Origin of the sequence: Paenibacillus sp. FSL P4-0113 (genome assembly GCF_038009305.1) — a bacterium.
Classification (GTDB): domain Bacteria; phylum Bacillota; class Bacilli; order Paenibacillales; family Paenibacillaceae; genus Paenibacillus; species Paenibacillus polymyxa_D.
In genome coordinates, this window is sequence record NZ_JBBPAZ010000001.1 from 1,912,977 (window position 1) to 1,931,342 (window position 18,366).

General features: G+C 45.0%; 18 protein-coding genes. 5 read left to right on the top strand and 13 right to left on the bottom strand.

The features are described from left to right. From MKX46_RS08030 to MKX46_RS08055, 6 genes are all read right to left on the bottom strand, one after another. On the bottom strand, nt 1–1,761 hold the full coding sequence (locus MKX46_RS08030; protein WP_341071115.1) for a cache domain-containing sensor histidine kinase: 1,761 nt from the start codon (nt 1,759–1,761) through the stop codon (nt 1–3). Between the two features lie 300 nt (nt 1,762–2,061). Next, entirely contained in the window at nt 2,062–3,051 is a 990-nt protein-coding gene (locus tag MKX46_RS08035; protein ID WP_209949785.1) for a Gfo/Idh/MocA family protein, read from the bottom strand. Between the two features lie 168 nt (nt 3,052–3,219). After that, the gene (locus MKX46_RS08040; RefSeq protein ID WP_029515623.1) at nt 3,220–3,663 is read right to left on the bottom strand and encodes a HEAT repeat domain-containing protein; all 444 of its coding nucleotides are present in this window, start codon (nt 3,661–3,663) and stop codon (nt 3,220–3,222) included. A 118-nt stretch (nt 3,664–3,781) separates the two neighbouring features. Then, a complete protein-coding gene (locus tag MKX46_RS08045) occupies nt 3,782–4,123 on the bottom strand; it encodes a cupin domain-containing protein (protein ID WP_029515624.1) in 342 nt (113 codons plus the stop codon). Nucleotides 4,124–4,197: 74 nt separating this feature from the next. Further along, the gene (locus MKX46_RS08050; RefSeq protein ID WP_029515625.1) at nt 4,198–5,448 is read right to left on the bottom strand and encodes a PTS ascorbate transporter subunit IIC; all 1,251 of its coding nucleotides are present in this window, start codon (nt 5,446–5,448) and stop codon (nt 4,198–4,200) included. Nucleotides 5,449–5,769: 321 nt separating this feature from the next. Next, entirely contained in the window at nt 5,770–6,792 is a 1,023-nt protein-coding gene (locus MKX46_RS08055; RefSeq protein WP_029515627.1) for a substrate-binding domain-containing protein, read from the bottom strand. A 378-nt stretch (nt 6,793–7,170) separates the two neighbouring features. On the opposite strand from MKX46_RS08055, the gene MKX46_RS08060 reads away from it, so the two are divergent. Next, the gene (locus tag MKX46_RS08060) at nt 7,171–8,364 is read left to right on the top strand and encodes a glycoside hydrolase family 5 protein (protein ID WP_029515628.1); all 1,194 of its coding nucleotides are present in this window, start codon (nt 7,171–7,173) and stop codon (nt 8,362–8,364) included. A 215-nt stretch (nt 8,365–8,579) separates the two neighbouring features. After that, on the top strand, nt 8,580–8,909 hold the full coding sequence (locus tag MKX46_RS08065; RefSeq protein WP_029515629.1) for a hypothetical protein: 330 nt from the start codon (nt 8,580–8,582) through the stop codon (nt 8,907–8,909). A 145-nt stretch (nt 8,910–9,054) separates the two neighbouring features. Here MKX46_RS08065 and MKX46_RS08070 read toward each other — a convergent pair whose 3' ends face one another. Together MKX46_RS08070 and MKX46_RS08075 are read right to left on the bottom strand one after the other, a co-directional pair. Continuing rightward, nucleotides 9,055–9,636 carry an NAD(P)H-dependent oxidoreductase gene (locus tag MKX46_RS08070; RefSeq protein WP_029515630.1) on the bottom strand — a complete coding sequence of 194 codons (582 nt, stop codon included), beginning with the start codon at nt 9,634–9,636 and terminating at the stop codon, nt 9,055–9,057. 74 nt (nt 9,637–9,710) lie between these two features. Continuing rightward, nucleotides 9,711–10,295: a TetR/AcrR family transcriptional regulator gene (locus MKX46_RS08075; RefSeq protein ID WP_029515631.1), complete on the bottom strand. Its 585-nt coding sequence runs from the start codon at nt 10,293–10,295 to the stop codon at nt 9,711–9,713. A gap of 282 nt (nt 10,296–10,577) precedes the next feature. Here MKX46_RS08075 and MKX46_RS08080 point away from each other — a divergent pair, with 282 nt between their 5' ends. Next, on the top strand, nt 10,578–10,757 hold the full coding sequence (locus tag MKX46_RS08080) for an oxidoreductase (protein ID WP_238437886.1): 180 nt from the start codon (nt 10,578–10,580) through the stop codon (nt 10,755–10,757). Here MKX46_RS08080 and MKX46_RS08085 read toward each other — a convergent pair. Further along, a complete protein-coding gene (locus MKX46_RS08085) occupies nt 10,735–11,376 on the bottom strand; it encodes a DUF4183 domain-containing protein (RefSeq protein ID WP_080658569.1) in 642 nt (213 codons plus the stop codon). The two genes, MKX46_RS08080 and MKX46_RS08085, sit on opposite strands and share 23 nt — an antisense overlap. A 446-nt stretch (nt 11,377–11,822) precedes the next feature. Between MKX46_RS08085 and MKX46_RS08090 the strand changes: the two genes are divergently transcribed. After that, a complete protein-coding gene (locus tag MKX46_RS08090; protein ID WP_013311418.1) occupies nt 11,823–12,236 on the top strand; it encodes a DUF4183 domain-containing protein in 414 nt (137 codons plus the stop codon). 161 nt (nt 12,237–12,397) lie between these two features. Here the strand turns inward: MKX46_RS08090 and MKX46_RS08095 are convergent, their stop codons facing one another. Further along, a complete protein-coding gene (locus MKX46_RS08095) occupies nt 12,398–13,135 on the bottom strand; it encodes a cyclase family protein (protein WP_069012518.1) in 738 nt (245 codons plus the stop codon). A 380-nt stretch (nt 13,136–13,515) separates the two neighbouring features. Here MKX46_RS08095 and MKX46_RS08100 point away from each other — a divergent pair, with 380 nt between their 5' ends. Further along, on the top strand, nt 13,516–14,799 hold the full coding sequence (locus MKX46_RS08100; protein ID WP_029515634.1) for a pectate lyase family protein: 1,284 nt from the start codon (nt 13,516–13,518) through the stop codon (nt 14,797–14,799). Between the two features lie 147 nt (nt 14,800–14,946). Here MKX46_RS08100 and MKX46_RS08105 read toward each other — a convergent pair whose 3' ends face one another. The 3 genes from MKX46_RS08105 to MKX46_RS08115 form a co-directional block, all read right to left on the bottom strand. Continuing rightward, complete coding sequence (locus MKX46_RS08105) at nt 14,947–16,014, bottom strand: ABC transporter ATP-binding protein (RefSeq protein ID WP_029515635.1); 1,068 nt, start codon at nt 16,012–16,014, stop codon at nt 14,947–14,949. A gap of 214 nt (nt 16,015–16,228) precedes the next feature. After that, nucleotides 16,229–17,608, bottom strand: a complete 1,380-nt coding sequence (locus tag MKX46_RS08110; protein ID WP_341071116.1) for a HAMP domain-containing sensor histidine kinase — start codon at nt 17,606–17,608, stop codon at nt 16,229–16,231. Nucleotides 17,609–17,610: 2 nt separating this feature from the next. Further along, complete coding sequence (locus tag MKX46_RS08115; protein WP_039272977.1) at nt 17,611–18,321, bottom strand: response regulator transcription factor; 711 nt, start codon at nt 18,319–18,321, stop codon at nt 17,611–17,613. Nucleotides 18,322–18,366: the final 45 nt, after the last annotated feature.

An 18,366-nucleotide genomic window follows, 5' to 3' on the forward strand; every position in this document is an offset into this window, starting at 1 on the left:
CTACCGCCCTCCATATTCATCAGGAATTTCAAAAGCGACCACCGTTCCTTCCTGCTCAGCACTATGTATCAGCACACCGTCCGTTGGATAAGATGCGCTGTCATAATAGAGAGCGAGCCTGCGCTGCACATTAACCAGTCCCATACCGGTTCCCTTGCTCTCGCAGGCTGCTCCCCCCATCAACGCTGTACGCACAGCTGCAAGTTCTTCCATTGTCATTCCAGGTCCGTTATCTATGACCGCGATCCTGGTCCACCCCGGTCTGGTCGAAGGAGTGACACTGATTTCAACACGGCCGTTGCCGATGCGATTTTCCACACCATGCAAAATAGCATTCTCTAGAATAGGCTGGATCAGCAGTTTAGGAAGCGGAATTCTGGCTGCCTCTGAAGGCATATGAATTTGCCAGCTCAGACGCTCCCCCAGACGCATCTCCATCAGTTCCAGATAACGACGGATTTGCGCCATTTCTTCCCCGAGGGTCACCCAAGAGTCATGGTGAGCCGGTTCGATAACATAACGAAACAGCCGCGACATGGACACCATCAGCCCGGCAAGCTCCTCCTCTCCCTTCTCCTGTAGCGACCAGTTGAAAGCATCCAGCGTATTAAAAAGGAAATGCGGATTGATCTGCGCCTGCAGAGCTTTAAGCTCGGTCTGGCTTTGTAAAACCTCCTTCTCGTAAATGACATGGATCAATTCATTGATATCGACAATCATCGTATTGTACTCTGCGTTCAATTCTCGCAACTCGACGGCTGCTGCCGGTTCTGGATTCAGGGCCAATGCCCCTTCCCGTGAACGACGCATCGCCTGAATCAAGTGACCTATCGGTCTTGTAATCAACGTAGACAACATAAAGGACATGAACAGAAATAGCACGGCACCAAGGCACGCGGAAATGATAAGCGTAGTCCGTAAAACCGTAATTCCGTCTGTGACGACGCTAACCGGAATCAGGATCAGCAGCGACCAGCCCGTCCGCTCCGACTGCTGAACCGCCTTCACATATTCCCGTTCCCCAATATGAACCGTCTGTGTTTTGCTGTGCAGTACACCTGACAAATCCGTCTGGTTCATTGGTTCACCCGACAGCAGCTGGCCTTGACGATCTACAAGCAACATGGTTTCATCCGCTTCTTCATTGACTGCTGACGCACCATTCAGTCCAAAATAACTTCGCTCCATACGGGTAATCAGGTACCCTCCACGTGAGAACCAGCGATCCACCAGGCTCACCTGCCGAATTGCCAGCAGTGACCGGGAATCTTCGGGATCAATCCCGATCCAGACCAGTCTTCCTTTCATCTGATTCGCCTCACGGATGTCTGCCTGTCCAATACGTTCCTCCAGACTGCCCTCTCTAATCGGAAACAACATCTTCCCTTCAGCAGTATACAGTTCCAGTGAGCCGACACTCGGCATATATGCCTGATAGCTATGCATTACTTGCAGTAGGGATTGACGCTGTCCAAAATTCACCTTGCCCCCGTTGCGCTCCTCCAGCAAAATATGCTGAACAGACGGGTGATTCGCGACCTGCTCCGTCAAACTGTCCATCTGGCCGATTAATGCATCCAGCCTACCGCTTGCTTGTACCGCAGTTTGACCAATATGTCGCTCGGCACTGTCTTTTAACAGGTGAGACACATTGAGATAAATGAACGCCCCCGCTACACTCATCATAATAAGCATCACCAGTATAAATCCGATAAAAATCTGATTACGTAATGTGTTTAATGGTTGGTACCTTAAACGCATATGCCATCTCCCCCTGAGCCATCGCAGAAAAGTAGATAATGAGAACGCTTTCTATTTTCTATTCTAGCGCATCATTCTCCTTTGTTGGCATATTTTCAGCAGAGATTATATCAAAATGGACAGCAATCTCTGGAATCATTATGTTCGACAATAACACGTAATAACGATACTTATTAAAAAAAATGACTCCCGACACATGCAGGAGCCATCTACTGACCAGTTAAACCGAAGCTTCTTTAAAATCACCCAAACTAAGGTACCGTCCAGGCTCCGAAGCTTGGATATAAAATAGATATCCTATTAGAGGGCAGCCAAAATGCGGTCGCACAGCTCCATCGTTTTCACGTTGTCCCGTCCACTTGAATCAGGCGTACGTCCTTCTTGGCAGCAGTTTATGAAATGTGCGATTTCACCGACAAAACCGCGCAAGTACAAATCACGGTATCCGCCCGACATCGCGGAAGCTGATGGTGTCAGAACCGTATCATTTTCCGCAAGGGATTTCCAAGGAAGCTCTGTATGACTCTCCGACTTGTGAATGATCAGTGTATTCACCTCATCCGCGTTCGCAAAACCGTGGTCAAAGGTTACCGTAATACCTTCACTCTCGCGTGTCCATGCTGTCATACCTGCGAAGTATAGGCTGCCCACTACACCATTTTCAAATTTCAAGGCAATCGTATGGGAAATACACTCACCGTTATCGTTCGCAAATCCGGTAACCTGTACCACTTCCCCGAACAAATAACGTACCAGGTCGACCATATGAACCGCCGCCAGCTTCATGAAGTCTTCGCCAGTTTTACAAAACTGGGTACTGTCCACGAGAAATTTTGCCTGAAATGAGCGTGCGGCTCCAAGCGAGCCACCCTCAATCCATTCTTTTAACTTTATGTATACAGGTGCGTAGCGCTTCATGAAACCGACCATCAGCACAACGCCTGCTGCTTCTGCCGCATCTGCAATTTGGGCCGCTTCCTCGGCATTCCAACCCAGTGGCTTGTCTACAAAGACATGTTTTCCAGCCTTAATGCAGTCTAGTACGAGCGAAGGATGATCTGCCGCTTGTGCTATCACGACAACTCCATCACAGTCTTCCTGCTCCAGCATAGCCTTGTAATTGTCATAAGGTGTGCCACTACTTCCAAACCGCTGAAGTGCTGTCTTCGATCTGCTTAAATCTCTAGTCGCAATCGCCTGAATTTCAGCACCTGCCCCAATAACAGCAGGATATATATTCGTTGAAGCGTGAAAGCCAGCCCCGATAAAACACAGCTTCGCCTTGCTCATGTTAGTCCCTCCCATGTACACACTAAAATAATCCGATCCCATCGTACCCTATTGCCGAAGTATATATACAAAAAAACCTTAACAAAGATAATCCCTTATCCTTGTTAAGGCTCTGTCTGTATCACCTGCAACCATCCTTAAAATACATACAATTACAGGGTTCAGAAATTACCTTGTGGATAATGAAGCCCATTTTTGCTCCAGCCACTGGTCAAATTCAGCGCCCTTGTCGCCTTCATAGATGTCATAAATATCGACTCTCATCTTGTGCAGCTTCTCGCGAAAATCGTTGTAGGTATGGTCGGCTGGCAAGCTTTTTTTAATCCGCACCAGAATCTTCGTCAGGCCCTTAACAAGCTCACCCTCTTTGCGCACAGGCGGCTGTACATTCTCGCCCCATTCCTGAAGTCTGCGGTAAGCGGCTTCCTGAACGGCATATACCGTATCATGATTCAAACGGTGTGTCAGCAAGTCAATCGTCTGCTGGTTCTTCCATGCACCCAGATCATTTACCGCAGCTAGGCGTGTTTTCCAATCGGAGGTTCGGTTTGCAGCTACTTTAAGCTGCTCATATACTTCTGCAAATTCCTGCTGAGTTTCGTTGTTTTCCAAAATTGTCTCATCCTTTTCTAAAAATCACTATATTACTGTTCATCACGATTGCCGTTTGTTAAATATAACATACTTGCCGGTCTTCTTCTAAAAAAGATAAAAATGAAATGATCGGACGTTACAGGAAATCTGCACGTGCTGGTGTAAATGCATCTAGCAGAATGCCGCCATCCTCCAGTGGGATACAGCCATGAAGAGTATCGGATGGAAAATGGATGCTGTCTCCTTCTTTGACGGTCTGGACTTCCTTGGTTTCGCCATCATCAATCATGAACTTAAAACTTCCCTTTATTACATAAGTGACTTGTTCATGGACATGCTTATGCAACAGGATTTCCCCTGTTTGGGCTTTGGCAAACATCACTTTGACATACATAAGCTGGTCGCTGTGGGCCAGCACTTTCCGGGTGGTATTACTGTCAACGATATCAATTTGAATATCTTGGTCATTAAAAAACATGGATCATTCCTCCTCTTTTTAAGCACAATTGATTTAGATGAGTTATTTTGAAAAAATTCATAAATCGGTTTAGTTTAAAACCAGCGAAAAATAAGCCAAAGTACTCCGGAAAGGGTAGTAAAGTCGGGATCGGCGAACGTTACCCCTTCGGCACCCAAAAAAGAAAAGAGCGGCAAGGTGAGAGCTGGCAGCAGACAGAGCAAGAATCCATTAAGACAACTGGAAATAACAGCTCCTCTAAAACCACCGCTGGAATTGCCGAATATCGCGGCTGCACCACCAGCGAGGAAGCAGGCCATGATCCCTGGCACAATGACAGGCAATCCGACAAACGGGAAAAGAAAGACGCAGGCAACGCCTGTGAAGAAGCTGACCAAGAAGCCTACCAACGCGGAATTGGGTGATTTATCGAACAGTACCAGAACATCCACACCAGGGATTGCTCCAGGTGCGAACACTTGGGAGAATCCTTTGAAAGCGGGTACAATTTCAGTTGTGAACAGCTTAACACCTGCTTTTGCGATATACAAGCCGGCAGCAAAAATAGCTGACTGTTCGAGGATAAAGACGATATATTCTTTGCCATCCGATAATTTGCTGACATAATCAGAACCAGCAACCAGTCCGGATACCAGCAAAAGCACAAGCATCGTCAAGGTCGTTGCAACATTGGGGTCGCGCAAAAAACTGATGCGGTCATTAATTTTTACATTTTCGGTGTCATTTTCACGGTTACCGAACACTTTCCCTAAATAGGTGCCCAGAATGTAAGAGGTCATGGAAGCATGAGCAATCGTATAATCATCCGATTTAATAATGTTTTTGCTAGCATTCCGGAGTAGGTAAGGAAACACCGCCATATAGCTCCCAATGACCAATGAACCGACGATGATCGTAGTCAGCGAACTGAGACCTAGACCTTTCATAACGGCTGTAGCGGCAAAGCTCATAAACAAAATCAAGTGAAGAGACAAATAAATGTACTTGAACTTGGTCAGACGTGCAAGCACGATGTTAAGGATCATGGAAAAGAGCAGAATGAGCGCAGCATCCGCCCCGATCTGATCAATGGTCAGTGCCATAATGGCTTCATTGCTGGGTACGACACCTTTAAGGTTGAACGCATAAGAAAAAATTTGGCTGAAGTTAGTGAGAACGCCTCCTAAAATGCCGCCGCCGACCTTGATCATGGTGAAGCCCATGAAAGAAAGGGTAGTTCCCGTAATGATTTCTGATACTTTCTTCCTCTGGAATATAAGGCCGAGTAATGTCACAATCGCGATAATGATGGATGGCTCCCTGATAATGCTCATAAACATTTCCATAGTGATCTCCGACTTTCTTTTATTATTTTCCATTCTTACTAAATCGATTTAGTAATACTCGAAAAAAATTTCCCTTCCGGGAATGTAAAAAGAAGCAGAATCATTTCCTTGTGAATTAAATCACAAATTACTCCATACATTATTCGCTTAAGCTCCATTCCTCCCCTCTCTTCAATCACCATCATCACTAAATTCAGGACAACCATAAATGAAAGGGTATTCATGACTCGAATCATAAGATCATTATAGCTCTTTATTTTCTTTTTACAATAGAATTCATAAAAACGTTTTCAAAAAAAAGAAAAGGACTTATTCAAACATTCAGTTCAGCTTTAGGACCGATTCTCTGTGGTTGATGACCGGATTCATACGGATGATTTCTGACAGCTCCTCATGATCCTGTTCTTTTTGATCAATTTTCTCCAGCAGTAGCCTGGCACTCCTTTTCCCCATTTCAAAACTCGGCTGGGAAACGGTTGTGATCGGCGGATTATAAAAAGACGCAAAGGATACATCATCTATGCCAATCAAGGAAAAGTCATTAGGTATGGTCAGATGATTATTTTTGGCAAAGATCAGCACCTGCTCCAAAATCATGTCATTCGTAGCAATGATTGCGGTGGGCGGGTTCTCCATGTGGAATAGTTGTCCAATCAGATTAGGCATTTCATCCAACCTGCCGCTTTTGATATAGTTTTCATTCACGGGTATGTCATGTTTACCCAGCGTATTTCGGTAACCTGACAGTCGCTCACTTCGTGTGGTGATCGCTTTTTTGCCTAAGGGGAACGTGATAATCCCAATGTTGTTATGACCATGCTCAATGAGTGCTTCAACCGCAAGCTCGCTGGCCTTTTCATTATTCAGTAGCACCGTATCTACGCTGAGTTCATCGATTTTTCGGTCCACAAACACGAAGGGATAGCCATTTTTGACAAGGGAAACATATAATTTCTTGTTCTCTTCCGTCGGGAAAATGATAAGTCCATCCACTTGCCGAGCAATCATCGACTGGACATACTTTTTCTCTTTTAGCGAATCATCATCGGTATTGCAGACAATGACCTGGACATTTTCCAGTTGGCATTCATCTTCAATGGCACGCACGACTTCTGTTGTAAATCTCGATAAAATGGTTGAAGAAATAACCCCCACAATGAAGGTCTTCTTCTGCTTGAGACTACGTGCCACCTCATTGGGTATATAACTGAGATCCTCAATCGCTTGCTCGATCTTCTTCTTGGTGTTTTCACTCATATAGTTGTATCTCTTTTGCAGAAACTGCGAAACTGTACTCTTCGACACCCCGGCACGTTCTGCAACTTCCTTCATCGTTGTTACCATAATTACCCTCCTTTCTTTTTCTGCATGTCAGGCATGTTAATTTTCAAATATATATATTCTGCAACCTGTATGTAAAGTGAATTTCACTTTATTATATACCTTCTTTTACAGCAGGAAAATATAATAAATGAAGAGTTAGAGCGTGCCTCTACCTCATATACAAGCGCGGCCAAAAATACGGGGTGGAAACTCCTTCACGAATCTTTTACAAGAGGAACTTTCCTACTTAGCTTGATAATCCGTTGTTATAAATCTATTGATTTCGAACGAAATCTTAGAAATATACGAATTTTATGAACTTGTTTGATGGAAGATTTGAACATAAAATAAAAATGTAATCGGTTACAAATTCTTTTAAATAAAGGAGGAAGCAGAATTATGAAGAAAAAAGGATTAAAAAAAACATTTTTCGTCATTGCCTCCCTCGTAATGGGCTTCACACTGTATGGCTATACACCCGCTTCTGCAGATGCAGCCAGTGTGAAAGGATATTATCACACCCAAGGAAACAAGATTGTAGACGAATCCGGGAAAGAAGCGGCATTTAACGGCCTGAACTGGTTCGGTCTGGAAACTCCTAATTACACCTTGCATGGACTGTGGAGCCGCTCAATGGACGACATGCTGGATCAGGTGAAGAAAGAAGGCTACAATCTGATTCGTCTGCCTTACAGCAATCAGTTGTTCGATTCCAGTTCCCGTCCAGACAGTATTGATTATCACAAAAACCCTGATCTGGTCGGATTAAACCCGATTCAAATTATGGACAAGCTGATCGAAAAAGCTGGACAACGCGGTATTCAGATTATCCTTGACCGTCACCGTCCAGGCTCAGGCGGGCAATCCGAGCTGTGGTACACATCCCAGTACCCTGAGTCTCGCTGGATTAGCGACTGGAAAATGTTGGCTGACCGTTATAAAAACAACCCCACCGTCATTGGTGCGGATTTGCACAACGAGCCACACGGTCAAGCAAGCTGGGGTACAGGCAATGCCTCCACAGACTGGCGTCTGGCGGCACAACGTGCAGGGAATGCGATTCTGTCCGTGAATCCGAATTGGCTGATTCTCGTAGAAGGTGTAGACCACAATGTACAAGGCAACAATAGCCAATACTGGTGGGGTGGCAACCTGACAGGTGTAGCCAACTATCCTGTCGTTCTGGACGTACCGAACCGTGTCGTATATTCTCCACACGATTACGGCCCCGGTGTGTCTTCGCAGCCATGGTTCAACGACCCGGCCTTCCCGTCCAACCTGCCTGCGATCTGGGATCAAACCTGGGGCTACATCAGCAAGCAAAACATAGCTCCGGTACTGGTCGGTGAATTCGGCGGTCGTAATGTTGATTTGTCTACTCCTGAGGGGAAATGGCAAAATGCACTCGTAGACTATATTGGTGCCAACAACCTGTACTTTACGTACTGGTCCCTGAATCCGAATAGCGGCGACACAGGCGGTCTGCTGCTGGATGACTGGACTACCTGGAATCGTCCGAAGCAAGATATGCTGGGTCGAATTATGAAGCCTGTTGTTTCCGTAGCCCAGCAAGCGGAAGCAGCAGCCGAATAGGCACAGGCCTTCAACTTCACTTAATTAAAAAAGCCGATTTTCCTCCTTCAGGCCAGATTATGCTGGGCTATGAAGATGTGGAGAAACGGCTTTTTTTGTTCTTCCAGTTTTACACATTGTAAATTCCCCATTGAATGGGTCATTTTGTAAACTAAATCTCTCTTTCAACCGATAAATACATATGTTGGATTTTAATTTAGAAAGGAAGTATTCATGTGATTATTTGGAAGGGTTTTGGTATTTTAAATATTATTATTCCAGGGATTTTATTTGTTATTGTCGGTAGTTTAGTATCCGCTCTAGGGCTTGACTCCATAGATTCCCGGCTGCCAATGGCTTTTGTGTTCATTGTGTCGGGAGTTATTATCTGGTATTTGGGGAAAGCACTCAACTCCGACTCGGACAAAGTGCTAGTTGATATGGAAACGGGACAACGCTATCGAATGGGAACCCAGCACAGTCTGTTTTTTATCCCTATGCATTATTGGGGCCCTGCAGGTCTAGCGATCGGATTTATTTTAATCGTTGCATCGATATTTATTTAACGTTGATTGCAAACATAAGCTATTCCGAACACCGCAATGCGAGCTAGTTGCTCCCATTGCGGTCTTTTTCCTTCTCGCAGGTCGATTATGCTCAGATACCGCTATGGTTTACCTGTAGGCCAATGGGTTTGGGTCAGGGGAACACCTAGCTCATGCTTCGACCTAGCTGCTCCACCTTGCTCAGCCAATCGTTGCGCTGCTGATCCGATAACTTATTCATAAGATCAATGGTCGTAGAACGCACTGGTTTGACACCACATAGATGCAGCGTGGAATCCTTCATCATCCGATGCCCAGGCTGTCCCTGGAAAAATCGGTAGTACCAGTGCGGACCGTCCATCGTTGTAATGAGGCGAGCTGTTCTTCCTTTTAGAAGCTTGTCAGGCAAGGATTTTCCTTTTTGATACTTAAACGCAAACCCCGGCATAATGGTACGGTCAATGAAGCCTTTCATTAATGCAGGCAAGCTGCCCCACCAGATTGGAAAGACAAAAACAAGATGTTCTGCCCATTTAATCGACTCCTGTGCTTGGATCAAATCAGGTTCCAGCGGCAATTTATTACGATATCCACCTAATAGATTTGGGTTAAAATCCAACGCGGATAACTGCAACAAACGAACCTCTGCTCCTGCAGCCTTCGCTCCTTTTACATAGGATTGAGCCAACGCTTCTCCATAACTGCCAGCGACTGGATTCCCTTGAATCACCAATATTTTTTTAGACATATAAGCCACTTCCTATCTTCACATTATGATTTTAGTTAGAAAACACTAACTTTATATTTAAAAAGAAAAGGTCACTACTGACCTTTACTTAATAAAGCTGTTAAACGTTGTTTGACCTCTGTTGCAAATGGAACCAACTGCTGTGGAAGTTCACCTTCCAGGCTGGATACGGACAAGCGTGTAATAGCTCCAATGATGAGCACACCGGATAGCTGAGCATCCTGCTTCGGCAGTTCACCTTGTTGAATCCCCTGTTCGATGAATTCAGTCAACGCCTCCAGCGGCTGACGCACATTCTGGCTCTGGCTTGCTTCAACATACAGCTCATGATGCTGGGATAGTAGAAGCAAACCATACTGGTCCTCATCATGCATATTCAGCACTTCATCCACCAGTTGATGGAAACGACTAACGAAGTTCCCACTCTGCTTGCGATAGAAGTCAATTAAGGTGGTGTAGCTATTGCAATACTGCCCAAATACTTCCAAGGCCATCGCATCTTTGCTCTTAAAATGCTTATAAATCGCGGCATCCGTCACACCGGCAGCCTCTCCAATTTCTTTGACTGAAATCCCGTCAATTCCTTTGGTTGCAAATAAGCACATCGCTGCCTGCAGAATATCTTTCTTTTTGCTGTCTATATGTGTTTTCTTGTTCATAAAATTATAGTAAGTGATAACTAACTAAAATGCAAATTATATTTTTATGCAGGCTCATTCTATCTTCATACTTTCATTTGAAATATATTGTATTAAACCTAAATACCATGTTTTTATAAGTGAATGATCATAAATACAATTAATGATACGTGTATCGCCACATTTTATTCATATAAAATAGATATGTAATCGAATAAAACGGGCGCTCGGGCAGGCGGGACTCATTATGCTTAAGGTGCATGCAGTCACCCAGCAGGGAAAAGACTCAGGCAGTCTTGGCATATGAGCGACGAGCACATTTCCCCGCTGCAAAAAGTCGTGCACGCCATCCATAACCAAAGCTCCAAGGCCGGTCTTCAGCTTTGGCATGTCGGACGCAAAGGCTCGTTGCCCCAAAAACAGCTGTATCTGCCTCTGGGTTGCCTCACCGCGAACAGTATCATCCACTGGCTCGCACACTAAATTGAACAATTTCCACAATAATAGGTGTGCCGGAGGAAATTGCCTCCCCTTCGTTAAGGCGAATCGTCAGCGATTCAGGTGTCAGTCTATACAATGTGCTTTCTTGTATCATTCCATTAATGTATAGATTGGCATAACTGTTGCTTCCGACATTAAACCGCTGAAAGGGCTCCTGTACACCATCTACAGAAAATTGATCCGCCATAATCGTGATTGAAGACTCAATTGTAGCAGGTGCAAAATAAAAATATCGCTCGGCTATGGGTATAATTTCAATATTTGAAATGTCAGCTGCCGGACCGGTTGGGCCTGTTATTCCTTGGGCTCCGGTTGGGCCCGCTATGCCCTGTGCTCCAGTAGGGCCGGGTGCACCTGTTGCACCTGAACTACCTTGGACGCCAGCCGGACCTGGCGCTCCCCGTGTTCCTGCTGGACCCTGTATTCCTGGTATTCCTTGGACTCCCGGTGTTCCCGCAGTTCCCGGTATGCCTTGTGCTCCTGCTAAACCTGGAATACCTTGTACCCCTGTTAACCCGGCTTCGCCTTGCTTCCCTGTCAAACCAGGAATACCCTGTGCTCCTGCCGAACCTGGAACACCCGGCTTTCCCGTCTTGCCCATTCTCCGCCTCCGCTTGGTAGGAGTATTTCTACATCTCCGTTGCATGATTAGCTTTGGATGCTTTTTGGTATGGAACCCCGTTTTTGTTCTACCTTTGAGTGAATAACTTGTTTTACACTTTTTACGTTTGTTGATCTTGCAATGTACGGTTCTTTTTCCTTGCCTTCTTAGTGATGAATCGCGTCTCCTCATACCAGTCGTATACACCTCCTTCTCACATGCTTATTTATGTATTGTATGCATATCCCTCTTTAGGGTTTTAGGCATTTGTAGGATGCCGATTCCAAGTATTCGCTTCCATCTGTATTTGTAGCAAAATAGGCCTTCTCCATTCACCCTATTATTAATAGAAAGGTTAATATGCCGTTTCCGAATAGGTTGAGAAATCATTTATTGATTAAGAGCCACCGAATGGCTCATACCAGTAAAGAAAGGAGATGAAAACTATGCCCATCATAAAACCTGTGTACACAGCAGTAGCTACTGCTCCCGTAGCAACTGGTGGTGCCATAAGCACGACTGTAACCCCAGCCGTGACTCGTTTTTTTGCAACAATTACAGCCGGGATGATCGGAGCAACAACAACAACTATTCCTGCTGCAAGCTTCGTAGATGACGCCGACGCTCCCGTTGTTGCTTTACCAACATTAACGGCTACTGATTCTGCTAATTATTATATTAATGGAGTTATTCAGCAGAGCTCCTTATTCACCCTGACCACGGCAAGTCTGGTCATTGCCTCTGTAGATATTACACCAGGTGTCCCCGCTGTCATAGAAATATCTGATTTTAGCGGCACAACCTCCACCATATCAACTCAGCCCACCATCTCTGCCCCTACCGTAACGATTATCACTTAAGATGTTTCATCATGTTGATTCAAAGATGGACTGAACGGTCATTCAGGCTGTACATTCCCCGTATAAGCTAGAAAAGACCGATTCAGATGTCGATATCTGAATCGGTCTTTTAAGCTCAAGATGAATATACAATCGTTTTCAAATGACTGGGTACTGTATGATTAAGGCAAAATAGCAAAGGAGCGCACTGGAAATCCGGGGGAATCTTGAATGCTCGGAACGATATTATATATGACCGCCCCCGTCGGGGGCAACTTGTCCAAATTCGTCAGCACCTCAACTTGATACCGATCCTGCTCCAATATGTAATATTCCCCTACCAGCTTGCCAGCTTTGCGATAAGCTACAGAAGAATCCGTATCTAGCGTTTCATGTCCAATGGCAGCCACATTCCGTTCTTCTACCAAAAAGCGTAGCGCCTCTAGCGACCAGCCCGGACAGTGTGCATCTCCGGCGTCATCCTTGTTCGAGAAGGCATCTGAATCAGGCCAACGTTTGCTCCAATCACTGCGAAAAGCGACAAAGGACTGATCAGCAATGCGTCCATGCTCTTTCTCAAAGTCCAAAATATCCGCAACCGTAAGTTCATAGTCAGAATTGGCTTCAACGGCTGCTGAACGGTCAATGACAACGAGCGGCAAAACCAGCTCCTTCAACGAAAGCTCATGCAAGTAACGTTTGCCCTTCACAAAATGAACGGGTGCGTCAATATGAGTCCCATACTGACCTGGAAAGCAGTATTGTTTTACAAAAAAGCCATCGTCGTGGGTAAACAGGGTATCCACCTGAACATTATCGAATACTGGAAAATGAGGGATTTCAGGATAAAAAGCGTGGGACAAATCTACCCAGTCTTTTTGCTTCAACAACTTCAAGATATCTGCTAAATGCTCTGCCATGATGCCCATTCCTCCTCAGCTTTATTACAAGCCATTTTACCTGAGGATTCTGCAAAAATCTATAAATCGACCTTCCAGAATGTATAGATTGAAATCGTTAACATTTTGAGAAAAAACACAAAAACAATTCCATATATTCATATATACATTTCCTATTCCGTGTGATTGTTAACGTTTTCATTATTACATATACGTCTTGATTGGAAAAAGTAGGGGTCTATTGAATTATATAAAAAATTCGACAAAAATTTTAGTATGTAACTTTTATTATATTAACAAATACTGGAACACGAAGTATGATAGAAAATGTAGAAACCACAGGAGCACCCGGGACTCCCTTCGTTTGTCTACTCTATTCATCCAATATACGGAGGTATTTTATGAAAAAGAGATTTTCACTCGGAATTGCAGCAGCTCTGCTATTCACTACCCTGTCCCCTCTTGGTTCACCTGCTCATGCAGCCAGCGATATTGGTAAAGAAACGCTTGGTAACAAAAACGGTTGGGCAGCCTTTTCTACAGGCACAACAGGCGGAGCTGCAGCCTCTTCTTCTAATATTTTCACCGTAACGAATCGCAAGCAATTAGTCGATGCTTTGGGCAAAAACAGCAATAGTACGCCTAAAATCATTTATGTCAAAGGCACGATCAACGCCAACGTCGATGACAATAACAAGCCGTTGGGATTGAACGATTACAAGGACTCTAAATATGATTTTGACGCCTACCTCAAAGCTTATGACCCATCCACTTGGGGTAAAAAGGCTCCGTCCGGCACATTGGAAAAGGCACGTGAGGCTTCACAAAAAAATCAGGCCAGTCGTGTCGTCATTGAGATTCCTTCTAATACAACGATTGTCGGTCAGGGTAGCAATGCCGTCATTAACGGCGCGAACCTTCAACTAAAAAAAGGGACAGATAATGTCATTATCCGTAATATTGAGTTCCAGGATGCCTACGATTATTTTCCTCAATGGGACCCAACGGACGGCAGCACAGGCAATTGGAATTCGGAATATGACAGCATTACAATTAACGGCGCCACACATGTATGGGTAGACCACAATACCTTCAATGATGGATCTCACCCAGATAGCCAAAACGGCTCCTTTTACGGTCAAGAATACCAGCATCATGATGGGCTTCTCGATGTGATTAACCAGGGCGATCTGGTTACGGTTTCTTACAATCATTTTTACGATCATGATAAATCATCGATTATTGGCAACAGCGACAGTAAAACAGCAGATGAAGGGACTTTACGTGTAACCCTGCATCACAATTATTATGAAAACACGGTACAACGCACACCACGCGTGCGGTATGGACAAGTCCATCTGTACAACAATTACTATACAGGTGATGTAAAACGCTCCGAATATCCTTCACTGTATATATGGGGCGCAGGTAAATCCTCCAAAATCTTCGCCGAAAACAATGTTATTGACGTTGCCGGTTTATCTGCAGCTAAAATCGTGACTGTCTTTGGTGGAACTGCCCTGTCAGATACGGGCACAATCCTGAATGGACAAGCTGTTAATGCAGGCTCCAGTGCGGGTCTTAGCTCCTCTGTAGGCTGGAAACCATCGCTGAACGATAAAATTTCCCCATCCGCCAGTGTGAAGGCAGAAGTCACTTCCCAAGCTGGCTCTGGTAAGCTGTAAACACTGCCCATTAACACAAATAACCGCAGACGCATACAACCTGCGATTTTACACCAAAAAGGCTGTTTCCTCCGTAGAATGATTCCACACGGAGAGAACAGCCCTTTTTTTATTTTTCATTTGTTTAATTACAAATTATAGCGCACATTAACTACCGTATTGTTCTACCAAAACCGGCTTTTCAAATGCGTTATCCAGCTTGCGAAGCTTAGCCTTTACCGCATCTGGTGGCTCAACCGCTGGCGCATCTGGATGCAGCAACCATGATTTCACAAAGTGCGTATCGGATAATTGAAAGAGTGGAGGCTCTTTCTCAAAGTCAATTTTCATAGCATAAGAACTGCGGGCTGCAAAAGCATCCCCTACAGGTGGGTGAAGCAGATCCGGAGGTGTTCCCGGGATAGCTGCCAGCTTCTGACCATGGCTGTCCAAACTTGGCATAGAGGCGAGAAGGCCCCATGTATATGGATGTTTCGGGTTGTAGAAAATTTCATTAACCGTACCTGTTTCCACGATTTGTCCTGCGTACATAACAGCAACGCGATCAGCCATCTTCGCCACAACACCGAGGTCATGAGTAATAAAGATGATGGAAGTATCGATCTTTTTCTGAAGATCCTTCATCAGCTCCAAAATTTGAGCTTGAATCGTTACGTCCAACGCAGTCGTCGGCTCATCGGCAATCAGAAGTTTCGGATTAGCAGCCAATGCCATCGCAATGACGACACGTTGACGCATACCACCACTAAATTCATGCGGATATTGGTTAAAACGCTGTTCAGGATGTGGAATACCTACTAGATTCAGCAACTCAATACCCCGCTTGCGAGCAGCATCCTTGGATATTTTTTCATGCTTGAAAAGCACTTCCGTGATCTGCTTGCCCACTTTCATCGTCGGGTTAAGCGAAGTCATTGGGTCCTGAGAAATCAGGCCAATTTCCTTACCACGAATTTTTTGCATCTGCTTTTCCGTTTTATTAATCAGCTCTTGTCCGTCAAACATAATTTGACCCTTTTGATAAATGCCCGGAGGGGTCGGAATCAACTTCATAACAGCTTGTGAGGTTACGCTTTTACCTGAGCCGGATTCGCCCACAATCGCCAGCGTCTCTCCTTTATTGACATGAAAGTTTACGCCACGAATGGCCTGCACTAGTCCCTGGCGGGTCTTGAAAGATATCGTTAAGTCCTTCACTTCCAAAAGGCGGTTCATCTCATCACTCTTTCATTTATTATTCATCACTATTATTGACCACTATCTAAAAAAACGACGTCCATGAGTCAAGGTATATACGATTAATTTTACTCAGTTTAGTACCTACCAGTCAAGCTATATCTCAAATATCACCGAAAAACTTCCATTCGATGTTAGATAAATGAAATGTTTCTCCGAAAAAACGATCATTTTTAACCATTTTTGTACTCATTTATAACATGCGCTGGATATAGCTGAAGCGTGCTCCACCCAATGGCGAACGTGTGCAGAGTAGTTCTCCATTCAACCGGGTAGCAATTTGACGACAAATAGCCAATCCAAGACCTGTGACACCATTCGAGCCCGCATAGAATCTTCCGAACACCTCGGTTGCCTCTTGTTCGGTCAGCCCTTCCCCATCATCATCCACATGCATAACCCATACAACCTCCGGTGTTGTCCCTGTCTCCAAATGAATGACAACCTCCGTAGAGGTATGCCGAACTGCATTTTGCAGCAAATTCAATATCATGCGGAACAATTGCTCGGCCGGAACGGCCACATGCAGACCCTCTCCCTCCACTCGGAGCGAGATAGAACGTTCAGCAGCCACCGGCATCAATAGATGAACAGCATCCTCCGCCATGCTTCTAAGATCAACCAGAGAGACAGGCCACTCTTCATTCAGCGCCTCCAGCCTCGATAGCTGCAGCAGCTTTTCCACCATGTCAATTAACCGCTGGGACTGCACTTTGATGATACTCAGTCCCTCGTCCTGGGATACCACTTGATCCTGTATGGCATATACATAGCCTTGAATCGACATTAACGGTGTCCTTAGCTCGTGAGATACATTTTGTAGAAATTCAATTTGACCGTGATGGTGCTGCTGAATACGGGCGGACATGGAGTGAAAGGTGCCGATCAGCTCGCCAATCTCACTTTTATCCGCCTGCGGAAAATCACTATCCTGCGGCTGATTCGGCTCATAGTTGCCAACCGCCTCCTTCAATCGTTTGAGCGGACGCACCAGACGTGAGACCACCATCAGACCAATGACGAGAATCACTAAAAAACCCGCGATGATAGACAGTAATGTGGTTCTCATTAACGGTACATACAGGGCTCTCAAAGAAGATAAAGGTGAGTATACAAAAATACGAAAAGGTTGTCCGGGCAATTCTTCATTCGTAAACAGTACCTTTTTACCTTGAAGCACAGCCACCCCTTCATGTGTAGCGGTCAGATCCTGGGCAGACGGATGAACCGATGCAAAAAATCCCTGGCGGATCAAAAGCAAATGTTCGATCTTTTTGCCTTCCATTCCAGAAACGCTTGAGTCGATGATGTGGTTATCCGTGCTTAAAATAAAGTAATCGGTAGATAAAAGCACGCCCTTGATAACATAGTTAAATTCAGCATTATCCAGTCGATCAAAGCCTCCATCGCTCATAATATGGACGGCTTTGCGTGCCTGCTCATGAAGTTTGGATTTGGCTTGATTCACCAGAATGTCGTCGATAAGCCTAACGAATAAAACCACCGTAATACAGACGGTAATAAGCATGGCGATGGACAGGGAAAGCAGTATTTTAGCTCTCATCGTACGCATGATTACAACTCCTGAACCGTTGCTTTATATCCGAAACCCCATACGGTGTTAATGACGAGCGTAGAGTGATATTCAGCTAACTTTTTACGAATCCGTTTGACCAGATCATCCACGACTCTCACATCACCTATAAAATCATAGCTCCACACCTGCTGAATCAGATGTTCCCTGCCAAAAGGTCTTTCCAGATGATTCGCAAGAAACAGCAACAGATCGAATTCACGTGAGGTTAAATTCAGCTCTTGTCCGTCCACTGTGACTTTACGAAAGTCAGCAAAAATACACAGATTGCCCGCATGGCATAGATCTGCGTTTTCTGCCGCTTGCCTATCGTCCGATGCAGACATTCCGGCCTTGCTCAGTCTCAGCATCGCTTTGACCCTTCCTACCAACTCCCTTGGATTAAAGGGCTTGGTCAAAAAATCGCTGCAGCCCAGCTCCAGCCCGTGAATACGGTCGTTCTCTTCTCCACGGGCAGAGATCATAATGATCGGCATTTCCGTAAACTCACGAAGCTGAGTCAGTAGAGAAAGCCCATCAATGCCAGGCATCATAATATCAAGAACGAGACAATCCGGACGGTTCATACGGATATGCTCTACCAGTGTTTTACCGCTGGAAAAGGAAGTCACCTCGTAGGATTCTTTTTTCAAATATTCAGATATTAATTGCAGAATGAACACATCGTCATCCACTACTACTATTTTTGTCATGGCCTTAACCCCTTGCCGTTGTTCTGGATGCTTCCATCCTCTCTT

Excerpts from the sequence above, each read along its gene's own strand:
- MKX46_RS08030 (WP_341071115.1), bottom strand. The coding sequence starts at position 1,761 with ATGCGTTTAAGGTACCAACCATTAAACACATTACGTAATCAGATTTTT.
- MKX46_RS08035 (WP_209949785.1), bottom strand. The coding sequence starts at position 3,051 with ATGAGCAAGGCGAAGCTGTGTTTTATCGGGGCTGGCTTTCACGCTTCA.
- MKX46_RS08045 (WP_029515624.1), bottom strand. The coding sequence starts at position 4,123 with ATGTTTTTTAATGACCAAGATATTCAAATTGATATCGTTGACAGTAAT.
- MKX46_RS08050 (WP_029515625.1), bottom strand. The coding sequence starts at position 5,448 with ATGGAAATGTTTATGAGCATTATCAGGGAGCCATCCATCATTATCGCG.
- MKX46_RS08055 (WP_029515627.1), bottom strand. The coding sequence starts at position 6,792 with ATGGTAACAACGATGAAGGAAGTTGCAGAACGTGCCGGGGTGTCGAAG.
- MKX46_RS08060 (WP_029515628.1), top strand. The coding sequence starts at position 7,171 with ATGAAGAAAAAAGGATTAAAAAAAACATTTTTCGTCATTGCCTCCCTC.
- MKX46_RS08070 (WP_029515630.1), bottom strand. The coding sequence starts at position 9,636 with ATGTCTAAAAAAATATTGGTGATTCAAGGGAATCCAGTCGCTGGCAGT.
- MKX46_RS08075 (WP_029515631.1), bottom strand. The coding sequence starts at position 10,295 with ATGAACAAGAAAACACATATAGACAGCAAAAAGAAAGATATTCTGCAG.
- MKX46_RS08080 (WP_238437886.1), top strand. The coding sequence starts at position 10,578 with ATGAGCGACGAGCACATTTCCCCGCTGCAAAAAGTCGTGCACGCCATC.
- MKX46_RS08085 (WP_080658569.1), bottom strand. The coding sequence starts at position 11,376 with ATGGGCAAGACGGGAAAGCCGGGTGTTCCAGGTTCGGCAGGAGCACAG.
- MKX46_RS08090 (WP_013311418.1), top strand. The coding sequence starts at position 11,823 with ATGCCCATCATAAAACCTGTGTACACAGCAGTAGCTACTGCTCCCGTA.
- MKX46_RS08095 (WP_069012518.1), bottom strand. The coding sequence starts at position 13,135 with ATGGCAGAGCATTTAGCAGATATCTTGAAGTTGTTGAAGCAAAAAGAC.
- MKX46_RS08100 (WP_029515634.1), top strand. The coding sequence starts at position 13,516 with ATGAAAAAGAGATTTTCACTCGGAATTGCAGCAGCTCTGCTATTCACT.
- MKX46_RS08105 (WP_029515635.1), bottom strand. The coding sequence starts at position 16,014 with ATGAACCGCCTTTTGGAAGTGAAGGACTTAACGATATCTTTCAAGACC.
- MKX46_RS08110 (WP_341071116.1), bottom strand. The coding sequence starts at position 17,608 with ATGCGTACGATGAGAGCTAAAATACTGCTTTCCCTGTCCATCGCCATG.
- MKX46_RS08115 (WP_039272977.1), bottom strand. The coding sequence starts at position 18,321 with ATGACAAAAATAGTAGTAGTGGATGACGATGTGTTCATTCTGCAATTA.